The sequence below is a fragment of the Rhizobacter terrae genome (assembly GCF_003852895.1).
GTDB classification, from domain to species: Bacteria; Pseudomonadota; Gammaproteobacteria; order Burkholderiales; family Burkholderiaceae_C; genus Albitalea; species Albitalea terrae.
Genome location: NZ_QUSW01000004.1, coordinates 35701 through 58217, shown reverse-complemented (window position 1 = coordinate 58217; position 22517 = coordinate 35701). Strand labels below are relative to the sequence as shown.

The following is a 22517-nucleotide window of genomic DNA, read 5'->3' as shown; positions in this document are numbered from 1 at the left end:
AAGTGATGGATGCAGGCTCAGTCGCGCAAGGCGCCTGCTCCTTACGTCCATCCCTAGGGGGTGTAAGCAATCGGTGGGTTCCAACGACCACTGCGCATTCACACCAAAGGGAGCATCGACATGACCCGTCGCACGTCCATCGTCATCGTGGGGGGCGGCTTCGCAGGCACCAGCCTGGCGCGTTCACTGCACGCCCAGCTGGGCGAATCCACCGACCTGACGCTGATCTCGGAAGAGAGCACCACCACCTTCAATCCGATGCTGCCCGAGGCCGTGGGCGCATCCATCTTTCCGGAGCAGGTGGTGGCCCCCTTGCGCGAGATGCTGCCGCCGGGGCCCGGCCGCCGCTTCGTCATGGGCCGCGTGACGGACGTGGACACCGTGGGCAAGACCCTGGCCTGCAACACCTTGAGCGGCCCGCGCACCATGCCCTACGACCACCTCGTGCTGGCCTTCGGCAACCGCGCGCGGCTGGACCTGATTCCGGGCATGGCCGAGCACTCGCTGCCGCTGAAGACCGTGGGCGATGCGCTGGAGATCCGCAACGTGGTGCTGCGCCGGCTGGCGCGCATCGAGCTGGAATCGGACATGCTGCTGCGCCGGTCGCTCGGCCACTTCATCGTCATCGGCGGCGGTTTCTCAGGCGTGGAGGTGGCCGGCGAACTGGTCGATTGCCTGCACAGCATCCGCCGCTTCTATCCGCGCGTTGCCGATGCCGAGCTGAAGGTCACCGTGCTGCAGGACCTGGATCGCCTGCTGCCGGAGCTGCCAGCGCGGCTGGGGCAATCGGCGCTGGCTTCGCTGCGCCGGCGGGGCGTGGACGTGAAGCTCGGCTCGCGTGCGGTGCGCATCCACGAAGCGGGCGTTGAGCTGTCCAGCGGAGAGGCGATCGTCGCGCACTCCGTCATCGGCACCATCGGAACTCGGCCGAACCGCCTGGTGGAGGCCCTGGGGCTGCCAATGGAGCGCGGCCGCATCGTGGTGCGTCCGGACATGCGCGTGCCCGGGCACGAGGGCGTGTGGGCGCTGGGCGACTGCGCCCTGGTGCCCAATGCGCAGGACGGCAAGCCCTCGCCGCCGACGGCGCAGTTCGCCGTGCGGCAGGGGCGGCAACTCGCGGCGAACCTGCTCGCTGCCATGGAGGGCAGGGCGCTGCGTGACTTCACCCATCGCTCGCGCGGGCAGATGGCCAGCATCGGCCACATGAAGGGCGTGGCCGAGGTGTTTGGCATCGCCTTGTCCGGGCTGCCCGCATGGCTCGTCTGGCGGGCGTACTACCTCTCGCAGATGCCCACGCTGCGCCGCAAGCTGCGCATCTTCGTGGAGTGGACCTGGGGCATGTTCTTCCCGACCGACATCACGCACCTGCGCTTCACGCCCAGCCGGGAGGTGATGAAAGCAGAGACGGAGCAGGGCGAGCGCCTCTATACTCCGCGGCCATGAGTTCGGCCGTTTCGCATCGCATCCTTCTGCTGCCCCGCGCGGGCGGCTGCATGGCGTGCGAACCGATCGCCCAGCTCAAATCCAAAAAACAGCCGCTTGTCTGACCGGGGCAGCTGTTCCGTCGGACAAGCGACGGAACACGCGACATCCCACGCGGCTTGCCCGCCTCCCGATTCACGCTGACCTCCGCCGCCTCGCCCGACAGGTTCCATGCCGGTCTTTGCGCAGGAGAAAACCATGTCTGATTGGAGCGGAATCTGGGTCGCCATCGTGACCCCTTTCCTGAACGATGGCCCGCGGTCGGTGGACCATGCGGGGCTGAAGCGCCTCGTGCGGCGCTGCAAGTCGGCCGGCGTGAAGGGCCTCGTGGCGCTGGGCTCCACCGGCGAGCCGTGGGCGCTGGACGATGCCGAGCAGGTGGCAGTGCTCGACACCATCCTCGCCAGTGGCGATGGCCTGCCGGTCATCGCGGGCCTGGGCGGCAACCACGTGGGGCAGATGCACGCACGCCTGGCCGCCTTCAACGGCTTGCCGCTGGCGGGTGTCATCAGCTCACCGCCGCCGTACGCGCGACCGTCGCAGCCGGCGCTGGTGCAGCACTTCGAGCGCCTGGCCGACCTGTCGCGTGCGCCGCTGCTGCTCTACGACATTCCCTACCGCACCGGCGTGGCGATGGAGCTGCCCACCATCCTCGCGCTGGCGGCGCATCGCAACATCGCCGGCATCAAGGACTGCGGTGGCTCGGCCGCGAAGACGCAGGCACTGATCCAGGACGGCCGCCTCGCCGTGCTGGCAGGCGAAGATGCGCAGGCCTTCGGCAACCTGTGCCTGGGCGGCGCCGGTGCCATCACCGCGGCAGCAAACGTCCGCCCGGAGGCCTTCGTGGCGATGTTCCATGCGCTGCAACGGGCAGACCTGCCCAAGGCAAGGCCCATCCAGCATGCGCTGCTGCCGCTCATCGACGCCTTGTTCAGCGAGCCCAACCCGGCGCTGGTCAAGGCCGCGCTGCAAGCCCAAGGGTTGATTGCCGACGCCGTGCGTGCCCCGCTGATCGACGCCAGTGATGCCGGCCGGGCCCGGGTGCTTCAGGCGCTGGAGGCTTTTGACGCGCAGGTCTCGCGGTAGTCGGACTTCTACGAAAGCTCAGGGCTTGCCTGCCGCCTTGAGCTGGTCGAAGGGCAGGTATTCGCCCTCGACCACGCTGTACCACTCGATGCGCTTGCCCTTCTTGTGCAGGCGGAAGCGGTCCACCACCGGCTCGGTGGCCGGGTCGCCGCCGCAGGTCTCGTCATGGCGCTCGCGCACCGCGATGTTGGCGACCTTGCCGTTGCAGTCCTCGATGAAGAAGCGCAGGCATTGCTGCTCGTGGCGGCCTTCGTAGACCTTCTGCACGCGCAGCTTGTTCTGCAGCTTGCGCATGGCAGGCAGCGTCCATTCGGGGCAGGACGCGGCCTCGGGCGCAGCCGCAGGATCGGCGGCGAAGGCGGGTGCACTCTGGCTGAGCGCGGCAAAGAGGACGAGGACGGGGACGAAGACGGGCGGGCGCATCGGTCAAGCATAGCGCCAAGCCGACCGGACCCGATTGATTGCACAATTCGCACATCATGCCGCTTGCCCGCACCCGGCCCGTCGCGACTGCCTTGCCCACCTACGCCCTCTACGGCGAGCAGGGCCGTTCACTGGGCGTGGACTGGCTCCACATCGAAAGCATCGCCGCGCGCAGCCGGCTGCACGACTGGGAGATCAAGCCCCACCGCCACGACCTGCTGTTTCAAATTCTGTACATCCGAAGCGGCCAGGTGAAGGTCTCCGCCGAGGGCGATGCGTGGCAGCTTCGCGGCCCCTGCGCGATGACGGTGCCGGCGCTGTCCGCGCACGGCTTCGCGTTCTCGCGCAAGGTGGACGGCCTGGTCATCACCGTGCTGGAGCAGCACCTGCGCGACCTGCTGGCCCACGAGCAGGCCCTGCTGGCACAGACGCTGCGCCTGCGCGCCCAGGCCTTGCCGCGCGAGGCGGCCGACGCCATCGGCAGCGCGGTCATGGCGCTTCGCGACGAGTTCACTGCCGCCGAGCCGTGGCGGGGCCTGGCCATCGACACCGCCTTGCTGCATCTGGTGGTGCTGGTCCAGCGTGCACTCGGGCAGGGCGAGCGCAATGTCGACGACGGAGACCGCGCGTTCGAGCACGTCAGGCGCTTTCGCACCCTGGTGGAAGCGCGCTTTCGCGAACAGGTCCGCCTCTCGGACTGTGCCTCTGAGCTGGGCATCACGCCCACCCAGCTCAACCGCGTGTGCCACCGCGTGCTCGGTCAGTCCGCGCTGGCGGTGATGAATGCGCGCATCGTGCTGGAGGCCCAGCGCGAACTGGCCTACACGACCATGAGCGTCAAGCAGATCGGCCTGGGCCTGGGCTTCGCCGATCCGGCCTACTTCACCCGCTTCTTCCTGCGCGAGACGGGTCAGTCGCCCACCACCTGGCGGCAGGCCGCGCAGAGCATGCGCCATCCGTCGGCGTGAACAGGCCCGACACGGTCATCCTGTCGAGGCGCGGCTGCTGGAAACCGAGGCCATCGGCACGCCCTGAAGCCCCCTACACTGCGGACGCGGGCATCCGGCCACGGTGGCCGGAATGCGCCGGTCCGGAGGTGTGCGCTTGGGACTCGACGGTGCTGTGGAGGCTGCGCTGGCGCGGCGGCGGAACCTGCTTCGCTGGATCATTGCCGCCCTGGTCGCATCCCTGGCCGGGCTGATCGTCGTGACCTTGCTGCTGGCGCGGGAAACCGAAGGCACCCTGCGCAGCGCCGCCGTCCAGGCAGACCTGGGCGTCCGGCTGCGTCAACTGCAGGGCGTGCTGGTGGGGCTCACCGATGCCGAGACCGGCCAGCGCGGCTACCTGCTGACGGGCCGCGACCGTTACCTCACACCGTACACGGCCGCGGTGCAACGCATGCCCCAGCTGCTCAAGGCGCTGGATGATCCCAAGGTCAACGACCCGAGCTATGGCGGCAAGGCCGACAAGGCGCGGCAACTGGTGGCACTCAAGCTGTCGGAGCTGGCCGAGACCATCCGCCTCTACCAGGACGGCCACCAGGACGCCGCCATCAAGCTCGTGCTCAGCGACACCGGCGAGGCCTACATGGAGCAGGCCCGGACACACGTCAATGCGGCGCTGGACATCATCCGCAACGAGCGCGACCGGCTGGCGCTGGAGTCCGCGCTGAGCGTGTCGCGCGGGCAGCGCCTGCTGGCGCTCACGGTGTCCTTGCTGATCCTCTTCGTCGCACTCGCGGCAACGCAGGCCTGGCTGGTCTCCGCCGCGCGCCGGCAACTGGAGAAGGCGCTCACCGACAGCGAACGGTTCCTGCGGCAGATCACCGACAGCGTGCCCATTCGCATGGCCTACCTGGACCGCGAATCGCGCTACCGCTTCGTGAACCAGGCGCATTGCGAGCGCTTCGGCAAGGAGTTCAAGGACATCGTCGGCCGCACGCGCGAGGAGCTGCTGGGACGCGCCAACACCGAGGAGGTCAACCGCATGCTGGAGGCGGTCCTCAACGGCGAACGCCAGCGCTTCGAGTTCGACGAGATGGTGAACGGACAGATGCGCCGCATCGAGAGCCAGCTCATCCCCGACAAGGCGCCGGACGGCTCGGTGCGCGGCTTCTACACGACGGGCGTGGACATCACCGACCGCGTGGCCAGCGAGCGGGCCTTGCGCGACCTCACCGAGATCATCGAGCACACGCCCGACAACGTGGTGCAGACCAACTGGCGCGGCGACGTGACCTACATGAACCCGGCAGCGCGGCAGTCCACCGGCATCGCACTGGACGAGCCGGTCACCTCGCGCCACTTCAGCGAGTTCAACACGCCCGAGACCAACGCGCGCTTTCGCAGCGAGATCGCCCCGGCGGTGAAGGAGCACAGCGCCTGGGTGGGCGAGGCCACCGTGCTGGCGGCCGGCGGCCGCGTGGTGCCGGTGAACGACCTGGTCATCGCCCACCGCGATGCCGAGGGCCGCGTGCAGCGCTACACCGCCGTCATGCGCGACATCTCCGAGGCGATCGAGAACCGGCGGCAGCTGTCGCTGCAGGCGGCCACGCTCAGCTCCATCGCCGAGGCAGTGCCGGCGCTCATCGCGGTGGTGGGCGTGGATGGCCGCTACCGCTTCGTGAACTCGGCCTTCGAGCGCTGGTCGGGCGCCACGCGCGATGCGGTGATCGGCCAGACGGTGGAGGCGGTGATGGGCAGCGAGGAGTTCGAGCGTTGCGAGCCCTGGGTGGCCCGTGTCATGGCCGGCGAGACGGTGAGCTTCGAGAAGACCTATGCGCACCGCGGCGAGGGGCGGCACCTGGCCATCAGCTACATCCCCCTGCGCAACGGCAGCGTGGTGGAAGGCTACGTGGCGGTGGCGCAGGACATCACCGAGCACAAGGAGGAGAAGTCGCGCCTCATGCAGATGGCCCAGCGCGATGCGCTCACGGGCCTGCTCAACCGCGTGGGCTTCGAAGCCTACCTGCAGGAAAAGACCGAGCAGGGCGGCGCGGACTCGCTGGCCTTGCTCTACATCGACCTGGACCACTTCAAGGCAGTGAACGACACCTACGGCCACCCGGTGGGCGACCAGTTGCTGCGCCAGTTCGCCCAGCGCCTGCAGCGCCTGGTGCGTCCCACCGACGCGGTGGCCCGCCTGGGCGGCGACGAGTTCGCGGTGGCACTGGCCGGCGTGCGCCAGCGCGAGAACGCCGAGGCCGTGGCCGACAAGATCGTGCGGGCCGGGCAGGAGCCGTTCGATGTCGGCGCGCTGGTGCTGCGCGTGGGCGCCAGCGTGGGCGTGGCCTTCAAGGCCGACGAGGAGACCGGCTGGCAGGGCCTGGTGGAACGTGCGGACAACCGGCTGTACCAGGCCAAGTCCGACGGGCGCGGGCGCCGGGCCTAGGGCCTGCGCCGGTCAGCCTTTCGCCACCATCTTCAGCAGCCGCGCAATCTCCGGTGCGCAAGCCTGCTGCGCACGGTCCTCGATCTGCCGGTACAGCGCGATCAACTCCTCGCCTTCGGGCGTGAGCACGCTGCCGCCACCGTGCTGCCCACCTTGGGCCGAGGCGGTGGCAGGCTTGCGCAACAGGCGGTTCACCTCGTCCAGCAACAGCCAGGCACGGCGGTAGGACATGCCGATGCTCTGCGCCGCCACGGTGATGGACCCGTGCTCGCGGATGGCTTCCAGCAGCGCGATCTTGCCGGGGCCGATGGCGATGTCGTCGCCGCGCGTGACGCGAACGCGAAAGCGCAACTGAGGCGAACCGGGCGAGGTGGAGGACTTGGGGCGTGCCATGGCGGCAAGCCTACCTCAGCCTTGCACCCGGCCGGAAGCCATGTGGATGACCTCGTCGGCGAAGGCGTCGACATCGGCCGGATCGTGGGTGATGAGCACCATGGGCGTGCCCAGGCTGCGTTGCAGGGCCAGCAGCTCTTCGCGCAGCTTGCCGCGCAGCTGCGCATCCAGCGCGGCGAAGGGCTCGTCCAGCAGGATGGCCCGCGGTTGCGAAACCAGCGCCCGCGCCAGGGCCGTGCGCTGGCGCTGCCCGCCCGAAAGCTCATGCGGATAGCGGCGTGCCAGCGGCTCCAGCTCGAAGGCATCCAGCCAGCGCTGCACCGCGGGGTGTTCGACGTGCTTCGACGGATTGCGCCAGCCGTGCTGCAGCCCGAAGGCCACGTTCTGGCGCACGGTCAGGTGAGGGAAGAGCGCGTACTCCTGGAACAGGTAGGCCACCGTGCGCTGCTGGGGCGGCAGGTTGATGCGGCGCTGCGCGTCGAAGAGGGATTCGCCGTCGATGCGCACGTGGCCTGCATCGGGCTTCACCAATCCAGCCACTGCCTTGAGCGTCATCGTCTTGCCCGCGCCCGAGGCGCCGAACAGCACCAGGCGGCGTGCGTTGCTGCGGAAGGCGACGTCCAGTTCGAAGCGGTGGTGGTCGTGCCCGAGGCTCTTGCGGATGGCGATGTCCCAGGTCATGGCGTCACCGCTCCTGCACCCGCGGCGGCACCAGCCGGCCAGCCATCAGCAGCACCGCCACGCAGGCGGCCGAGGTCAGCAGCACCAGCAGGTTGGCCACGTCGTCCTGCCCCGCCTGCACCGCTTCGAACACCGCGATGGACAGGGTCTGCGTCTTGCCGGGAATGCTGCCGGCCACCATCAGCGTGGCGCCGAATTCGCCCAGCGCCCGCGCGAAGGCCAGCAGCACGCCGGCCAGGATGCCGCGCCACGCCAGTGGCAGGCTCACGCGAAAGAAGATGCCGGCTTCGGACACGCCCAGCACGCGCGCGGCCTGTTCGAGTTGCGCGTCCACGTTCTCGAACGCCGCGCGGGCCGACTTGCACACGAAGGGAAAGGCCACGACCGACGCCGCGATGACCGCGCCCTGCCAGGTGAAGATGAGCCGGATGCCGAAGCTCGCCTCCAGCCAGTGCCCGAGCCAACCCTTGCGGCCGATGAGCACCAGCAGGTAGTAGCCCAGCACGGTGGGCGGCATCACCATCGGCAGCAGCAGGATGGCGTCCAGCAGTTCGCGCCCCGGAAAGCGCCAGCGTGACAGCGCGAAGCCGATGGCCGTGCCGGTGACGGTGGCCAGGGCGGTGGCCCACAAGGCGACCTTCAGCGACAGGCCCAGGGCGATCCACGCGGCGTCCATGCGATGCGGCGGGCGTCAGCTCAAGGCTTGGTGAAGCCGTACTTGGCGAGGATGGCCTGCGCAGGAGCGGACAGCACGAAGGCCGTGAACCTGGTGGCATCGGCCGTGTTGGCGCTGCCGGCGATCGGCGCGATGGGATAGAGCACCGGCACCTGCGTCGGCACCGTGAAGGCCACCTTCACCTTGTCCGGCATGATGGCCGCGTCGGTGGCATAGACGAAGCCGGCGTCGACCTCGCCGCGGGCCACGTAGTCCAGTGCCTGGCGCACGGAGGCGGCGCCAATCATCTTCGCTTCGACCGGTGCCCACAGGCTGGCCTTCTCCAGCACGCCCCTGGTGTAGCGGCCCACCGGCACGCTGCCCGGCACGCCGATGGCGATGCGCGTGACCTTGGCATCCAGCAGGTCCTGCACGCTCTTCGGTGCGAGCTTGGAGTCGCCGGGCACGATGACCACGAGGCTGTTGCCCGCGAAGTTCTGGCGGGTCTCGGGCTTGACCAGTTGCTGCTGCTGCGCCAGGTCCATGGTCTCCTGGTCGGCGCTGGCCAACACATCCACCGGCGCGCCCTTGGCGATCTGCTGCAGCAAGGCGCCGGAGGCGGCGAAGTTGAACAGCACCTTGGTGCCGGGGTTCCGTGCCTCGTAGGCGGCACCGATGTCCCTGAAGGCGTTGGTGAGGCTGGCAGCGGCGCTGACGGTGAGCTCGGCGGCGTGGGCAGCCGTGGCGGCGATGCACAGCGTGAGAACGCCGGCCGCGCGGGCGATGAAGCGGGTCATGTCGGGGGCCTCGGACAGGAGTTGCCCCGAAATATAAGCGCAAACATGACGAGGCCCCGGCGGGCGGGCCTCGTCAACTTGCGCAGGCGCAGGCGGGGTCTACTTCTGCGCGAATCCGCCCAGCACCACCTTGCCGATGGTCGTGCCGCTTTCCACTTGGGCGTGTGCTTCGAGCAGCCGGCCCACCGACAGCTCGCCGAACTGGCGCGTCAGCGTGGTCTTGATGCGGCCAGCGTCCACCGCCCGGGCCACCTCAGCCAGCAGCTCGCCCTGGCGGGCGATGTCCGCGGTCTGGTGGCGGCTGCGGGTGAACATCATCTCCCAATGCAGCGACAGCGACTTGCCCTTGAGCGGGCGAATGTCCAGCGGCGCCGACAGGTCGTCGATGAGCGCGAGCTTGCCTTGCGGCGCGAGCGCTTCGACGATGGCCGCGTAGTGTTGCTCCGTCTTCGTGAGGCTGGCCACGAAGTTCACCTGGCCGAGGCCCGCGGACTTCAGCGCCTCGTGCAGCGGCTGGCGGTGGTCGATGACGTGGTGCGCGCCCTGGGCCAGCACCCAGTCGCGGGTCTCGGGGCGCGATGCGGTACCGATGATTTCCAGCTGCGTGAACTGCCGCGCGATCTGCACGAGGATGGAGCCCACACCGCCGGCCGCGCCGGTGACCAGCAGCTTCTGTCCCGCGCCGCCGCCTTGCGGCACGCCCAGCCGGTCGAACAGCAGCTCCCAGGCGGTGATGGTGGTCAGGGGCAGGGCGGCAGCCTGCAGGAAATCCAGCGAGGCCGGCATGCGCGAGACGATGCGCGAATCCACCGCCTGCCGCTCGCTGTTGCTGCCGGCGCGGTCAATGGCGCCGGCGTACCACACGCGGTCGCCCACCGCGAAGCCCTTCACCTCGCTGCCCATGGCAACGACGGTGCCGGCCGCATCCCAGCCCAGCACGCGGTGGCCCTCGGGCGGCACCGGCATGCCGGCTCTCACCTTCACGTCCACCGGATTCACGGACACCGCCTGCACCTGCACCAGCAAGTCCAGCGGGCCGGCCACGGGCTCGGGCAGGTCGATGAGCTCCAGCGCCTGCGGGGAGGTGACGGGCAGGTTCTGGCGGTGGGCGATGGCTTTCATGGCGAGGTCCTTCTTCGGAATGTCTGAACAGGACGCCATGGTGCGCGTCGACGGGCCTGCGATCGAGACGTGGCAGACTCCGGCTATGACAAACCAGATTTGTTGATTGAGACCAATGGCAAACACTCAAACCGGCCACGCCGAACCGGCCGTTGCCCTCGATCTCGCGGCACTGCGCCTGGCCCTGCGTGTGTCGGACCTCGGCAGCGTGGCCGCTGCTGCGCGCGAAGCCGACTGGCTGCCGGCCACCGCCACTGCGGCCATCCGCCGGCTCGAATCGCAGCTCGATGCAACGCTCTTTGCCCGGACCACCCGAGCGCTGAAGGTGACGCCCGAGGGGGAGCAGTTCCTGGAGCGGGCTCGCGAGGCGCTGGCCTTGCTCGACCAGGGCGCGGCGGAACTGCACGCGCCCATGACGCAGATCCGCGGCCGCATCCGCCTCACCGTGTCCAACGACCTGGGCAGCCAGGTGGTGCGGCCCATGCTGGACGACTTCCTGCAGCGCCACCCGCAGGTGCAGGTGGAACTGCAGGTGGCCGACCGCGTGAGCGACATCGGCCGCGAGCCGGTGGACGCCGCCCTGCGCTACGGGGTGCCCGCGCGGGCCGACCAGATCGTGCGTCCGCTGGCGGACAACACCGCGGTGCTGGTGGCGGCACCGGAATACCTGAAGCGGGCAGGCACACCGTCAAGCGTCGCCGAGCTGGACCAGCATGAGGGGATCGCCTTGCGCATCAGCGGGCGGCCGGGGCATGTGTGGTCGCTGCTGTACAAGGGGCGGCCGGTGGAGATCCGCCCGCGCGTGCGGCGCACGGCGGACAACGGCCTGGTGTCGCGGCTGTGGGCCATCGATGGCCATGGCATCGCGCTCAAGTCGCGCCTGGACGTGGCCGACGACCTGCTCGCCGGCCGTCTCGTGCGCGTGCTGCCCGGCCTGGAAAGCCAGCCCTATCCGCTCGTGATGGTGCTGGCTCGCGGCAGCCACCTGAGTGCGCGCATCCGCGCCCTGGCCGATGCGCTGCGCCCGCAGATGCAGGCGAGGGTGGCCAGCGTGAGCGATGCGGCACTCAAGCGCCTGGGGGCGAAGAGCGGACGCTGAGCCGCACCATCCGCCGGACGGCGGATGCCCGGCCGGGGCGCTCCCGCGGATAATCCGCGCCATGGCGACCGAGCGCCTTCCCTCCAGCCCCGCACTGCGCCAGGCCCACCGTGCCTTGGAACCTGCTGCACGTCGATTCGGCTCAGGCCCGCCTGCTCGCCGCGCGTGCGCAGGACGCTGCCGCCCGCACCGGCGATGCGCGTGCCGAGGCCTGGGCGCGCCTGACCACGGGTTTCCACCAGCTCTACTACGCCACGGCCGCCGAGGCCGCCGCCGAATTGCGGCAGGCCCTGGCGGCGTTCGAAGCCTGCGGGGATGGTGCCGGCCGCATCCTGGCCGGTGCCGGCATCGCGCGCTCGATGTGGCGCGAGGGCCGCGTCAACGAGGCATTGCTGCAGGTGCTGCCGCTGCGCGACGAAGGCGTGCGCCTCCTGCGCCACGACCAGCTCGGCGTGCTGCTCAACACCATTGCAGGCTGCTATTCGGCGCTGGGTGACTCCACCCGCGCCTTCGCCTACATGTTCGAGGCCCTGCGCGATGCGCGTCCCTCGCAGGGCCGCGGCTTCGACACCGTGCTGCACTGCAACCTCGCCCATGAGCTGCTGCAGATCGGTGACTACGAGCACGGCCTGCAGCACGTCGACCAGGGCCTGGCGCGCTGCCAGGGCCTGAAGAACCAGCGGCTGGTGAGCGTGTTGCTCATCAACCGCGTGATCTGCCTCACCGAGCTGCGCCGGGCCTCGGAATGCATGCCTGACGTGCATGCACTGCTGGCGATGCCGGCGGATGCGAGCGGGCGAGGGCGCATGGCGACCCACTTCGAATCCATGGCGATCGCGGCGCTGCGTGCGGGTGACACCGCCCTCGGCGATGAGCTGGTGCGGCGAGCGCTGGCAGAGGGCGAATCGCGCCTGCCCGACGAGCAGCTCGAACGCGTCACGGCGCGTGCGCTGCTGGCGCTGGTGCGTGGCCAGGTTCAGGCCGCGGCGGACATCCTGCGCCCGCATGCCGCGCTGGCCACCAGCGACGACATCGAAGGCCTGAGCCTGCGCGTGCGCGCCCAGTTCTTCGGTGTGATGAGCGAGGCCTGCGAACGCCTGGACGACCCGTCGCAGGCCTTGCTGGCCTTGCGCCAATGGCAGAACCTGCACCGTGCGCAGGCCCAGCTCGCGTCGCGGGCGCGCTACCAGGCGGCCAACCTGCAGACCGAACTGCTTCGCCTGCAGCACCGCCTGGACGAGAACGACGCCCGCCGCCGCAGCACCGAGCGCGCGCGTGCCGAACTCGCTGCCGCCAACGAGCAGTTGCTCAACAAGGTGCGCGAGGTGCAGGCCCTGCAGGACGCACTGCGCCGCCAGGCCACGCAGGACACGCTCACGGGCCTGTTCAACCGCCGCCACCTCAACGACACGTTGCCCACGCTGTTCGCGCTCGCACAGCGCGAGGAGCGGCCGATGTCGCTGGTCATCATCGACCTGGACCATTTCAAGCACGTCAACGACGACCACGGCCATGCCGCCGGCGACCTGCTGCTGGCTGCCTTCGGCGAGCTGCTGGCGCAGCACGTGCGCAAGAGCGACGTGGCCTGCCGCTACGGCGGCGAAGAGTTCTGCCTGCTGATGCCGCGCACCGCGGCCGAGGCGGCGCGCAGGAAGGTCGAGTCGCTGCTCAAGCGTTGGCGCACCAAGGTCTTCGACTTCGAAGGGCTGGTCATCGACGGCCTGAGTTTTTCGGCTGGTGTGGCGGACACGGCCATCGCATCCGCTTCATCGGACGCCTTGCTCAAGGCGGCGGATGAAGAGCTTTTGAACGCCAAGCGCGACGGGCGCAACCGCGTGGGCGTGGCGAGCCGGGCAGCAGGCATGCGCGGCGAACTGGTTGCGCGCTGAGTTTCAACGAGGGACGTTGTCCGGCCTGGCTTCAGCGGCGGCGTGAGGCGATTCGGTTGATCAATCGCCTCATTTTCTGAGTCGATTGGCCGCAACATTGAACCAGGTGCTCGCAGATCACCAGCGCTGGTGCACCTGCGCCTTCGCTTCCTCTTCGTACACCTTGCGCACCTTTTCCATCACCTCGCCTGACAGCGCCGGCAGGTCGGCCGCCGCCATGTTTTCTTCCACCTGGGCGGGCCGGCGCCCGCCTGGAATCGCGCAGGTGACTGCGGGGTTCATGAGGATCCATCGCAACGCGAACTGCGCCAGCGTCTGGCCTGCAGGAACCAGCGGGCGCAGCGCCTCCACCGCTCGCAGGCCGGCGTCGTAGTCCAGCCCCGAGAAGGTCTCGCCACGGTCGAAGGCCGCGCCTTCGCGGTTGAAGTTCCGGTGGTCGTCGGATGCGAAGGTGCTCTCGCGCGTGAGCCGCCCGCTCAGCAGGCCCGAGGACAAGGGCAGCCGCGCGAGGATGCCCACGCGGCGCTGGCGGGTCAGCGTGAACAGCAGGTCCGCCGGCCGCTGGCGGAAGATGTTGTAGATGATCTGCACCGACTGCACGCCCGGGTACTCGATGGCCTTGATCGCCTCCTCGACCTTCTCGACGCTCACGCCGTAGTGACGCAGCTTGCCGGCCTTCACCAGGTCGTCGAGCACGCCGAACACCTCGGGCATGTAGAACACTGGTGTGGGCGGGCAATGCAGTTGCAGCAGGTCCAGCGCGTCCACCTGCAGGTTGTCCAGGCTGCGCTCGACGAAGGCGGTGAGGTTGGCGCGCGAGTAGCCCGACGCCACATGCGGGTCCAGGCGGCGGCCGGCCTTGGTGGCGACGTGGAAGGGCTCGCTGCGTTCGCGCCGCAGCCGTGCGATGAGCCGCTCGCTGCGGCCGTCGCCGTACACGTCGGCGGTGTCGAAGAAGTTCACGCCCATGTCCAGCGCGCGATGCAGCGTGGCCATGGCCTCGCTGTCGTCGGTCTGGCCCCACGAGCCGCCGATGGCCCAGGCGCCGAAGCTCACGCTCGACACCTTCCAGCCGGTACGCCCCAGTTCCCTGTATTCCATGTCCGGTCCTCGATTCAACGGGCGCGGCAATGCCGCCGCCTTGCGCAAAGGCGCCGATGTTAGGAGCGGATGGCCCGTCGCACCAATCGCGTTTCGCGTGCTTGCGATTGCAAAAACGATTCGCGCTCGGAAGCGGAAGGCCGGGTTTCCCACGATTCGAATTCACACATGGCTGGCCGCGAAATCTTCATTGGGCAGGCGACGTCGCGCTCCCTACGATCGCACCCCATTCGAAAACCACCACACGGAGACAAGTCGTCATGCGTCGTCGCCATGCGCTGCTCGCGCTCGCCTCTTCATTGCTGCCCCTGCAGCGCGCCCTTGCAGCACTGCCGCCCGACAAGGGCATGGTCGGACTGTCCATGCCCACCATGGCCTCGCTGCGCTGGGTGTACGACGGCCTGGGCATGATGCGCGCGCTGGACAAGCTGGGCTATCGCAGCGACCTGCAATACGCCAACGACAACGTGGCGACGCAGGTCGGGCAGATCGAGGCGATGCTGCACAAGGACGCGAAGGTGCTGGTCGTCGCCGCGGTGGATGGCTCCTCGCTCACGGGCGTGCTCGACCGTGCCGGCAAGCAGGGCGTGAAGGTGGTGGCCTACGACCGCCTCATCCGCGGCACGGCCCATGTGGACAGCTACGCCACCTTCGACAACTTCCAGGTCGGCGTGCTGCAGGCGCAGGACATCGAGTCGAGGCTGCAGCTGAAGGACCATCCGCCCCGGCACTTCAACCTGGAGCTGTTCGCAGGCTCGGCCGACGACAACAACACCCGCTTCTTCTTCGATGGCGCGATGTCGGTGCTGCTGCCCTACATCCAGTCCGGCGCCTTGTCGGTCGTCTCGGGCAAGACCGCGCTCACCGACGTGACCACGCCGCGCTGGAGCGGCGCACTGGCCAAGGCGCGCATGCAGACGATGCTGGGCTCGGTGTACGCGAAGAAGCGGGTGGATGCGGTGCTCTCGCCGTACGACGGCATCAGCATCGAGATCCTCAATGCGCTCAAGGGCGCGGGCTACGGCCAGCCCGCGCAGCCCTGGCCGGTGGTGACGGGGCAGGATGCGGAACTGGCGTCGGTGCGGTCCATCCAGCGCGAGGAGCAGTCGTCCACGGTGTTCAAGGACACGCGCGAACTCGCCCGCTTCACCGCGTCGATGGTGGACGACATCGTGTCGGGCCGCAAGCCTGCGATCAACGACGAGAAGACCTATCACAACGGGGTGAAGATCGTCCCGTCCTACCTGCTCAAGCCAGTGCGCGTGGACCGCGCGAACTGGCGCGCGGTGCTGCTGGACAGCGGCTACTACAAGCCCGGGCAGGTCTGAGTCTTCGTCACACCAGCCGTTCGATCTTCGACTTGCGCCACACCAGCCGATAGAACGCGCTCTGGAACACCAGCATCGAGCAGAAGGCGATCGGGTAGGCCCACCACACGCCTTCCAGGCCGATGTGGTGCGACAGGATGTACGCCGACGGCACCTCGATGAGCACGATGCACAAGATGGAGATCGCCGTCGGGATCAGCACCGTGCCCGAGGCGCGCATCACGCCGCTGACCACCGAGGCGCAGCCGAACACCACGCTGCTCCACAGCATGATGTGCAGCAGCGACTGCGCCAGGTCCAGCACCTTCGCGTCGGTGATGAACAGGCCCATCAGGTGGCGAGACAACAGGTAGCCGATGAGCACCAGCGTGCCGGTGATGGCGAAGTTCATCTGGATGCCGGTGCGCGTGATCGGCCCCAGCCGTTCCAGCTTGCCCGCGCCGATGGCCTGCGCGCCGAGGATGGACGCGGTGATGGCGATGGACAGTGCAGGGAACTGCACGTAGTTCACCACCTGGTTCACTGCGCCGTAGGCCGCGGTCGCATCCGAGCCGTAGCTGTTGACCAGTGCCAGCAGCGCGATTTCGGCAAGCGAGATCACCACCATCTGCACGCCGGTGGGCATGCCGATCTTCATCACCAGCTTGAAGATGCGGCCGTCGATGCGGATGGCCTTGAACAGCTCGCGGTCGGGCGCCAGCACGTGGTTGGCGCGGCGCAGGTGCACTGCCATGTAGCCCAGCGCCACAAGGAAGGACAGGATGGACGCCGCCGCCGCGCTGTTCACGCCCAGCTGCGGCAGGCCGAACCAGCCGCGGATGAACGCGGGCGTCATCAGCGCCGAGGTGCAGGTGGACAGCAGCAGTGAATACAGCGGCGTCACCGTGTCGCCCACGCCGCGCAGCAACTGCGTGATGAGGATGAACACCAGCAGCCCCGGCATGGCCAGCATCATGATGCGGCCGTAGCCGATGGCTTCGGGCAGCACGTTGGCCGGCGTGCCCAGCGCGCGCAGCAGCGCCTCGGTGAAGGTGCCGCCCACCAGCGCCACCACCAGGCCCACCAGCAAGCCCAGCGCGATGGCCGTGCCGGCGATGGACTTGACCTTGTGCGGCTCGCGTGCGCCCCAGGCCTGTCCGATGAGCACCGAGCCGCCGGCGCCGACACCGATCACCAGCGAGATGAAGAAGAACACGATGGGAAAGACGGACGCGGTGGCCGCCAGCTCGCGCGTGCCCAGCATCTGGCCGATGAAGACGCCGTTGAACGTGCCGGACAGCGATTGCAAAACGTTGCCGACCACCATGGGGCCGAGAAACGCGAGGAAGGCTTTCCACAAGGGGCGGTTGTCGGGCTGCGCCATGCGCGCGGCGGAAGACGGCGGCGGCGAAGCCGCACCGGAGGATGCCTGGGTCATGGGATGAAGGGGGAATGTCGGACTGCGCGCAGTATTCACCAAGCCCGCAACCCTCACGCAGCGTCAGGGTGCGATAGGCGCATTGCCCGTGCGGGCATGCAGCGGTGGAGGCAACAGGTCCGCATCGGTGAGGGTGTGCAGGAAGGCGATCACGTCGGCCATCTCTTGTGCAGTCATGGCCGGCGTGTCGCCGCGCTGGCGGCCGAAGGGTGGCGCCTGGTTCACGTTGGCGTGGTAGGTCGGCGGCAGGTCGTCGTACACGCGCACGCCGCCTTTGGCGTCCTTGGCGTAGAAACGTTCGGGATGCGTGTCGCGCTCGGCGTAGAAGCGCATCACATCCTCCAGGCTGTGGAAAACGCCATTGTGGAAGAAGCTGCGGCGCACGGTCACGTTGCGCAGGCTGGGCGTGCGGAAGCTGCCGCAGTAGGCGGGCTTGTCGCTGAAGTCGGTGCGCAAGGGGCCGCACAGGCCAAGGTCGAAGAACGATGGGTTGGCGTTGGCCTGGATCGCTGCATTGCGCGGCGCGGCCAGCGCCATGTGGCCGAAGTCGGTGAACAGGGGGAACGCGCCGTCGGGCTTGCGCTCGCTCAGGTGGCAGGAAGCACAGTTGCCGCGCTCGGGGTCGTTGAAGACGGCCAGTCCTCGCGTCTCCTGCTGGTTGAGTTGCGCGCGGCCGCGCAGCACCTCGTCGTACTTGCTGGTGTAGGGTGCGAAGAGGGCGGGGGTCTGCTGGAAGACTTCAAGGGCCATGGCGGCGGCATCGAGTGCGGCCTCGGGTTGATCGGCGAGTGCGAAGCCGAAGAGCGCCGCGAGTCGCGATGCATACGGCCGTCCGCTGAGGCGCCTGGTGAACTGCGCTGGCGAGGCATTGCCCATCTCATGGGGCGAGAGCAGCGGGAGCCGCGCCTGCTCGTGGGCCGATGCGGCGCGGCCATCCCAGGTGTAGCCGCCGGTGGGTCCGGCGTCGATGCTCGCGTCGCCGTCGTTGTCGTAGTAGTGCTCGGTGAAGGGCGGCAGGGCGTGCAGGTAGCGCAGCGAGGGGGCTGCACGGAAGCCTTGCACCGTGCTGCCTCCAGGCTGCACGGGTAGCGCATTGGCGGGGGCGTGGCCGTGCGCGGGGTCGTGGCAGCTTGTGCACGACACGCGCCCCGAGGCGGAGAGTTGCGCGTCGAAGAACATCTCGCGCCCGATCTCGGCGAGCTCGGCCTGTGCCTTCAGGCCGCCGGCAAGAGGCAGGTAGGCCGGCCGGTTCGTGGGCTGCGCCAACACCACGCTCGCGAGCCCGCCGGCCACGGCCCATGCGGCCAGCAGTCGACGAGGGGCGCGAAGGAGCGTCATGAGGCGAGTATGCCAACGGGCCGGGATGCTCTGGCGCGCGCGCCGCAGCCACCGCATGTTGTATTGAACTGGTCTGAGTTCAGGGCCCAGTGACATTACGCAATGGTCCCGGGAAAACTACCACAAAGAGGCGGCTTCAGTGATAACTGGTAATACATTGGCATTGCCAACGACAACCACCTTGGGTCCAGCGGCCGATGCATCGTGCGGCTCGCGGACACCACCACGGGACAGACCTCATGAAGCCTCGCATGACCCCCATCGCGGCCGCCGCCGTGTTCGCTCTCTGCCAGTCGGCAGTGTTCGCCCAGCAGGCTGACGCCCCGCCTGCGAAACCCGAGGCGCCCCAGAAGCTGGAGACCGTGACCGTCACCGGCATCCGCGCCTCCCGCGAGCAGTCCCTGCAGGCCAAGCGCAACGCCGACTCGGTGGTGGACGTGGTCACCTCCGAGGACATCGGCAAGCTGCCCGACAAGAACGTGGCCGACGCGGTGCAGCGCGTGCCCGGCGTCAACATCACCTCGTCGGCCGGCGGCGAGGGCGGCTTTGCCGAGAACGACCGCGTGAGCATCCGCGGCACCAGCCCCAGCCTCACGCAGACGCTCATCAACGGCCATGCGGTGGGCACCGGCGACTGGTTCGTGCTCGACCAGGTGGGCACGGTGGGCCGCAGCGTGAGCTACTCGCTGCTGCCCTCGGAAATCGTCAGCCGCGTGACGGTGCACAAGAGCCAGACGGCCGATCTCGTCGAAGGCGGCGTTGCCGGTGCGGTGAACATCGAGACGCGCAAGCCGCTGGACTTCCGCAAGCCCTTCACCGTGGAGCTGTCGGCGCAGGCCATCTACGCGGACCTGGCGCGCAAGACCGATCCGCAGCTCAACGCGCTCTTCAACTGGAAGAACGATGCGGGCACCGGTGGCGTGCTGTTCCAGGTGTTCTCCGAGAAGCGCCACGAGCGGCGCGACGGGCAGGAGATCTTCGGCTACGGCGCGATCGACCCGGCCAGCCCTGCGGCCATCGCGCACCCCGACCTGGCGGGCGTGCTGGCACCGGCGGGCATCAACTCCGCCCTCTTCGAGCAGACCCGCAAGCGCGACGGCGGCGTGCTGGACCTGCAGTTCAAGCCCAGCGCCGACCTGATGCTGGACCTCAACGGCTTCTACTCCAAGCTCAGCGCGGCCAACTACAACCGCAGCTTCTACAACCAGCCGCTGGCCAACCTGAACGCGGTGGACACGGCCGGCAACTTCGTGGGCGTGGTGCCGCTGCCGGGCTACACCGTCGTCAACAACACGCTCACCTCGGCGCAGTTCGGCACGGCCGGTTTCCAGCCGGCCACGGCCACCGGCCCGACGAACGGACAGCTCTTCCCTGGCGTGGTGGACCAGATCTATCGCCCAGGCTCCGGCGCGGAAACCTACTACGTCGACGCCAACGGCAGCTACCGCGTGAACGAGAAGCTGCGCCTCACCGGCAGCGCGGGCTACACGCACGGCGTGGGCAAGACGCCGCTGGACATCGGCTACGAAGCGGGCCTCACCGGCGTGGGCATGAGCTACACGCTGCATGGCATGAACCCGGCGGACATGGCCTTCCCCGGCGGCGACCCGTCGAAGTTCGCGAACGTGGTGACCCTGGCGGGCTGGGGCTCGCACGTGTCCACGCTGGATTCGGAGACCTACGGGCAGCTCGATGCCGAACTCAACGTCGACCGCGGCATCTGGGAATCGGCCAAGTTCGGCCTGCGCTTCGCCAAGCACCACCGCGCGGTGAACTGGCCCGAGTCCGCCAGCTGCGCGACCTGCGACGGGACGACCGGCGCGCCGCTGCCCACGTGGGATGGCGCCACCTACCCGGGCAACTTCGGTTCGGGCCTGGGCGGTGGCGCGGGCTTCCTGCGCAACGTGTGGCAGCTCAGCCCCGCGGCCGTGCAGGCCTGGGCCAGTGCGTACGACACCTCGGGCGGCCCCAACACGCAGAACTGGGCGGCCGAGCTCGACGTGAAGGAGCAGGACACGGCGGTCTACGCCATGGCCAACCTCGTGGGCGACAAGTGGCGCGCCAACGTCGGCGTGCGCGTGGTCAACACGAAGCAGACGACCATCACCAACGTGCCGGGCGGGCCCAACCCCATCGGCCTCACGAACGTCAACGGTCCCTACACGCCGACCACCGACGTGCACAACTACACCGACGTGCTGCCGAGCGCGAACATCCGCTTCGACCTCAGCAAGAACCTGGTGGGACGCCTGGCGGTGGCGCGCACCATGGCCCGCGCCGACTACAGCGCGCTGGTGGGCGCCGTGAGCCTGGACGACAACACGCTCACCGGCAATGGCGGCAATCCCAGCCTCAAGCCCATCCGCTCGACCAACTTCGACGCGACTCTGGAGTGGTACTTCGCGCCGAAGTCGGCGCTGTCGCTGGGCCTGTTCTACATGGACATGTCTTCGTACGTGACCTTCGGCGTGTCGCCGGCCACGTACTACAACAACACCTTCAAGAAGTTCAACACCTACCAGATCACCTCGCCCAGCAACATCGCGGCGAAGAACAAGGGCCTGGAGCTGGGTTGGCAGCAGGCCTTCGGCGGCGGCTTCGGCGGCTTGGCCAACTACACCTACACCGACGGCCGCGCCGCCGATGGCTCGGACGTGGTCGGCAATTCCAAGCAGACCTACAACCTCGAGGGCTACTACGAGAACGACCGCTTCAGCGCGCGCCTGGCCTACACGTACCGCTCGAGCTACCTCGTGGGCCTGGACCGCTCCTTCGCGCAGCACATGGATGGCGTGGGCAACCTGGCCGCATCGCTGAACTACAAGCTCACCGACAAGATCACGCTGACGCTGGACGCGCTCAACCTCAACAACCCGGTGCTGAAGTACTACGGCGACAACCGCGACCAGCCGCGCGCGCTGTACTCGAACGGCCGGCAGTTCTACTTCGGCGCCCGCATGGAGCTCTGAGCCACCGATTCCGAGGAAGGCGCGAGGCTGGATTGGGCGCGGTCTTCGCCTCCCCACACATCGCCCAACACAGGATGGAGAACGACTTGAAACCGACGAGACAAGGTTCCACGATGTACCGGCTGGCGGCGTGCATGTTGAGCGCCGGCGCGCTCGCCGCGTGTGGCGGCGGCACCGATGAAACGGACACCATGTCCGCGCAGGCGGAGGGCCGCGCACAGGCACTGTCCACAGGCGTCACGGCCGAAGCGGCCGCCACCGGCACGGTCGTCGCGCCGTACTTCGCGACCTGGGCCTTCGGGCAAAGCGGCTACAACGTCAAGAGCCTGATGGACGCCCGCAACAAGGCGGGGCTGCATGCGGCGACGCTGGCCTTCATCGTCGCGGGCAACGGCTGCTCCTTCGACGACGGCGGGCACACCATCGACGTCGACATGAAGTCCGACGTGGCGGCCTTCCGCGCCGCAGGCGGCAAGGTGATCGTGTCTTTCGGCGGGGCTTCGGGCACCTACCTCGAAGCGCGTTGCAGCGCCTCTCAGATGGCCTCGCTCATCGACGGATTGATCCAGCGCCACGGCTTTCGCGACCTGGACTTCGACGTCGAAGGCTCGCAACTGGGCAAGTCGTCGCTGAACAGCGTGCGCAATGCCGCGATCAAGACGCTGCAGGCCAAGTACCCCGACCTCAACATCTCGTTCACCCTGCCGGTGATGCCCGATGGGCTGGACAACCTCGGCCTCGGGCTCGTGAAGGGCGCCGTCGCGGCCGGCGTGAAGGTGAAGGTCGTCAACGTGATGGCCATGGACTACGGCTACAACGGCGACATGGGCCGCTTCGCCATCCAGGCGGCGCAGGCCACGGCGCAGCAGCTCACCAGCGTCTACTCCGGCAAGTCGGCCACGCAGTTGCTGTCCATGGTGGGCATCACGCCGATGATCGGCCACAACGACGATGCCGGCGTGTTCACCCTGAGCCACGCCAAGGCCGTGGCCACCTTTGCCAAGGGCAACGGCATCCCGCTGCTGGCCTACTGGGACTTCCAGCGCGATGCGCCCGGCGCGTCGGGCGACACCGGCTCGGGCAGCAACACCGCGAACTTCCAGTATTTCAAGGCCTTCGCGGCGGCCGAAGGCGGCACGACGCCGCCCCCTCCGCCGAGCTGCACCTACGTCACCTGGCAGGACAACCACAACTATCCCAAGGGCACGATCGTGAAGTTCCCGCCCAACGGGAAGTTCTACAAGGAGGTCAACGCCGGCACCAACGGCAGCGATGGCACGGACCCGACCATCAGCACCTGGTACTGGCAGCCGACCACCTGCAACTGACGATGGCGTGAAAGGCGAG

General features: G+C 68.6%; 18 protein-coding genes. 9 read left to right on the top strand and 9 right to left on the bottom strand.

Going from position 1 to position 22517, the window contains the following annotated elements; translation table 11 throughout:
• The first annotated feature begins 120 nt into the window (after positions 1-120).
• Positions 121-1443, top strand: coding sequence for an NAD(P)/FAD-dependent oxidoreductase (locus DZC73_RS15140; RefSeq protein WP_124541200.1), 1323 nt, complete (start codon positions 121-123; stop codon positions 1441-1443).
• A gap of 237 nt (positions 1444-1680) precedes the next feature.
• Positions 1681-2568, top strand: coding sequence for a 4-hydroxy-tetrahydrodipicolinate synthase (gene dapA / locus DZC73_RS15135; RefSeq protein WP_124541199.1), 888 nt, complete (start codon positions 1681-1683; stop codon positions 2566-2568).
• 18 nt (positions 2569-2586) lie between these two features.
• On the opposite strand, the gene DZC73_RS15130 is transcribed toward dapA, so the two are convergent.
• A complete protein-coding gene (locus DZC73_RS15130; RefSeq protein ID WP_124541198.1) occupies positions 2587-2991 on the bottom strand; it encodes a hypothetical protein in 405 nt (134 codons plus the stop codon).
• Between the two features lie 56 nt (positions 2992-3047).
• Here DZC73_RS15130 and DZC73_RS15125 point away from each other — a divergent pair, with 56 nt between their 5' ends.
• Together DZC73_RS15125 and DZC73_RS15120 are read left to right on the top strand one after the other, a co-directional pair.
• Positions 3048-3959, top strand: a complete 912-nt coding sequence (locus DZC73_RS15125; RefSeq protein ID WP_124541197.1) for a helix-turn-helix domain-containing protein — start codon at positions 3048-3050, stop codon at positions 3957-3959.
• Between the two features lie 136 nt (positions 3960-4095).
• Positions 4096-6381: a PAS domain-containing protein gene (locus DZC73_RS15120; protein WP_161974603.1), complete on the top strand. Its 2286-nt coding sequence runs from the start codon at positions 4096-4098 to the stop codon at positions 6379-6381.
• A 12-nt stretch (positions 6382-6393) separates the two neighbouring features.
• Here DZC73_RS15120 and DZC73_RS15115 read toward each other — a convergent pair whose 3' ends face one another.
• The 5 genes from DZC73_RS15115 to DZC73_RS15095 all read right to left on the bottom strand — a co-directional run bounded on the left by DZC73_RS15115 (position 6394) and on the right by DZC73_RS15095 (position 10029).
• A complete protein-coding gene (locus tag DZC73_RS15115) occupies positions 6394-6774 on the bottom strand; it encodes a winged helix-turn-helix domain-containing protein (protein ID WP_124541195.1) in 381 nt (126 codons plus the stop codon).
• 15 nt (positions 6775-6789) lie between these two features.
• Complete coding sequence (locus tag DZC73_RS15110) at positions 6790-7455, bottom strand: ABC transporter ATP-binding protein (protein WP_124541194.1); 666 nt, start codon at positions 7453-7455, stop codon at positions 6790-6792.
• Positions 7456-7459: 4 nt separating this feature from the next.
• Positions 7460-8131 (bottom strand): molybdate ABC transporter permease subunit, encoded by a 672-nt coding sequence (gene modB, locus DZC73_RS15105; protein WP_124541193.1) that lies wholly within the window; start codon positions 8129-8131, stop codon positions 7460-7462.
• Positions 8132-8151: 20 nt separating this feature from the next.
• On the bottom strand, positions 8152-8907 hold the full coding sequence (modA, locus tag DZC73_RS15100) for a molybdate ABC transporter substrate-binding protein (protein WP_124541192.1): 756 nt from the start codon (positions 8905-8907) through the stop codon (positions 8152-8154).
• 99 nt (positions 8908-9006) lie between these two features.
• Positions 9007-10029: a zinc-binding alcohol dehydrogenase family protein gene (locus DZC73_RS15095; protein WP_124541191.1), complete on the bottom strand. Its 1023-nt coding sequence runs from the start codon at positions 10027-10029 to the stop codon at positions 9007-9009.
• Positions 10030-10144: 115 nt separating this feature from the next.
• Between DZC73_RS15095 and DZC73_RS15090 the strand changes: the two genes are divergently transcribed.
• Both DZC73_RS15090 and DZC73_RS15085 read left to right on the top strand, forming a co-directional pair.
• Positions 10145-11128 (top strand): LysR family transcriptional regulator, encoded by a 984-nt coding sequence (locus DZC73_RS15090; RefSeq protein ID WP_124541190.1) that lies wholly within the window; start codon positions 10145-10147, stop codon positions 11126-11128.
• 110 nt (positions 11129-11238) lie between these two features.
• Positions 11239-13017 carry a GGDEF domain-containing protein gene (locus DZC73_RS15085; protein WP_124541189.1) on the top strand — a complete coding sequence of 593 codons (1779 nt, stop codon included), beginning with the start codon at positions 11239-11241 and terminating at the stop codon, positions 13015-13017.
• Positions 13018-13134: 117 nt separating this feature from the next.
• On the opposite strand, the gene DZC73_RS15080 is transcribed toward DZC73_RS15085, so the two are convergent.
• The gene (locus DZC73_RS15080) at positions 13135-14118 is read right to left on the bottom strand and encodes an aldo/keto reductase (protein ID WP_124541188.1); all 984 of its coding nucleotides are present in this window, start codon (positions 14116-14118) and stop codon (positions 13135-13137) included.
• A 260-nt stretch (positions 14119-14378) separates the two neighbouring features.
• Here DZC73_RS15080 and chvE point away from each other — a divergent pair, with 260 nt between their 5' ends.
• Positions 14379-15446 carry a multiple monosaccharide ABC transporter substrate-binding protein gene (gene chvE, locus DZC73_RS15075; RefSeq protein ID WP_124541187.1) on the top strand — a complete coding sequence of 356 codons (1068 nt, stop codon included), beginning with the start codon at positions 14379-14381 and terminating at the stop codon, positions 15444-15446.
• Between the two features lie 7 nt (positions 15447-15453).
• Here the strand turns inward: chvE and DZC73_RS15070 are convergent, their stop codons facing one another.
• Together DZC73_RS15070 and DZC73_RS15065 are read right to left on the bottom strand one after the other, a co-directional pair.
• Positions 15454-16809 carry an MATE family efflux transporter gene (locus DZC73_RS15070; RefSeq protein WP_198414874.1) on the bottom strand — a complete coding sequence of 452 codons (1356 nt, stop codon included), beginning with the start codon at positions 16807-16809 and terminating at the stop codon, positions 15454-15456.
• A gap of 117 nt (positions 16810-16926) precedes the next feature.
• The gene (locus DZC73_RS15065) at positions 16927-18201 is read right to left on the bottom strand and encodes a cytochrome-c peroxidase (protein WP_124541186.1); all 1275 of its coding nucleotides are present in this window, start codon (positions 18199-18201) and stop codon (positions 16927-16929) included.
• 251 nt (positions 18202-18452) lie between these two features.
• Here DZC73_RS15065 and DZC73_RS15060 point away from each other — a divergent pair, with 251 nt between their 5' ends.
• Both DZC73_RS15060 and DZC73_RS30275 read left to right on the top strand, forming a co-directional pair.
• Positions 18453-21170 carry a TonB-dependent receptor gene (locus DZC73_RS15060; RefSeq protein ID WP_235835144.1) on the top strand — a complete coding sequence of 906 codons (2718 nt, stop codon included), beginning with the start codon at positions 18453-18455 and terminating at the stop codon, positions 21168-21170.
• 86 nt (positions 21171-21256) lie between these two features.
• Positions 21257-22498 (top strand): hypothetical protein, encoded by a 1242-nt coding sequence (locus DZC73_RS30275; protein ID WP_124541184.1) that lies wholly within the window; start codon positions 21257-21259, stop codon positions 22496-22498.
• Positions 22499-22517: the final 19 nt, after the last annotated feature.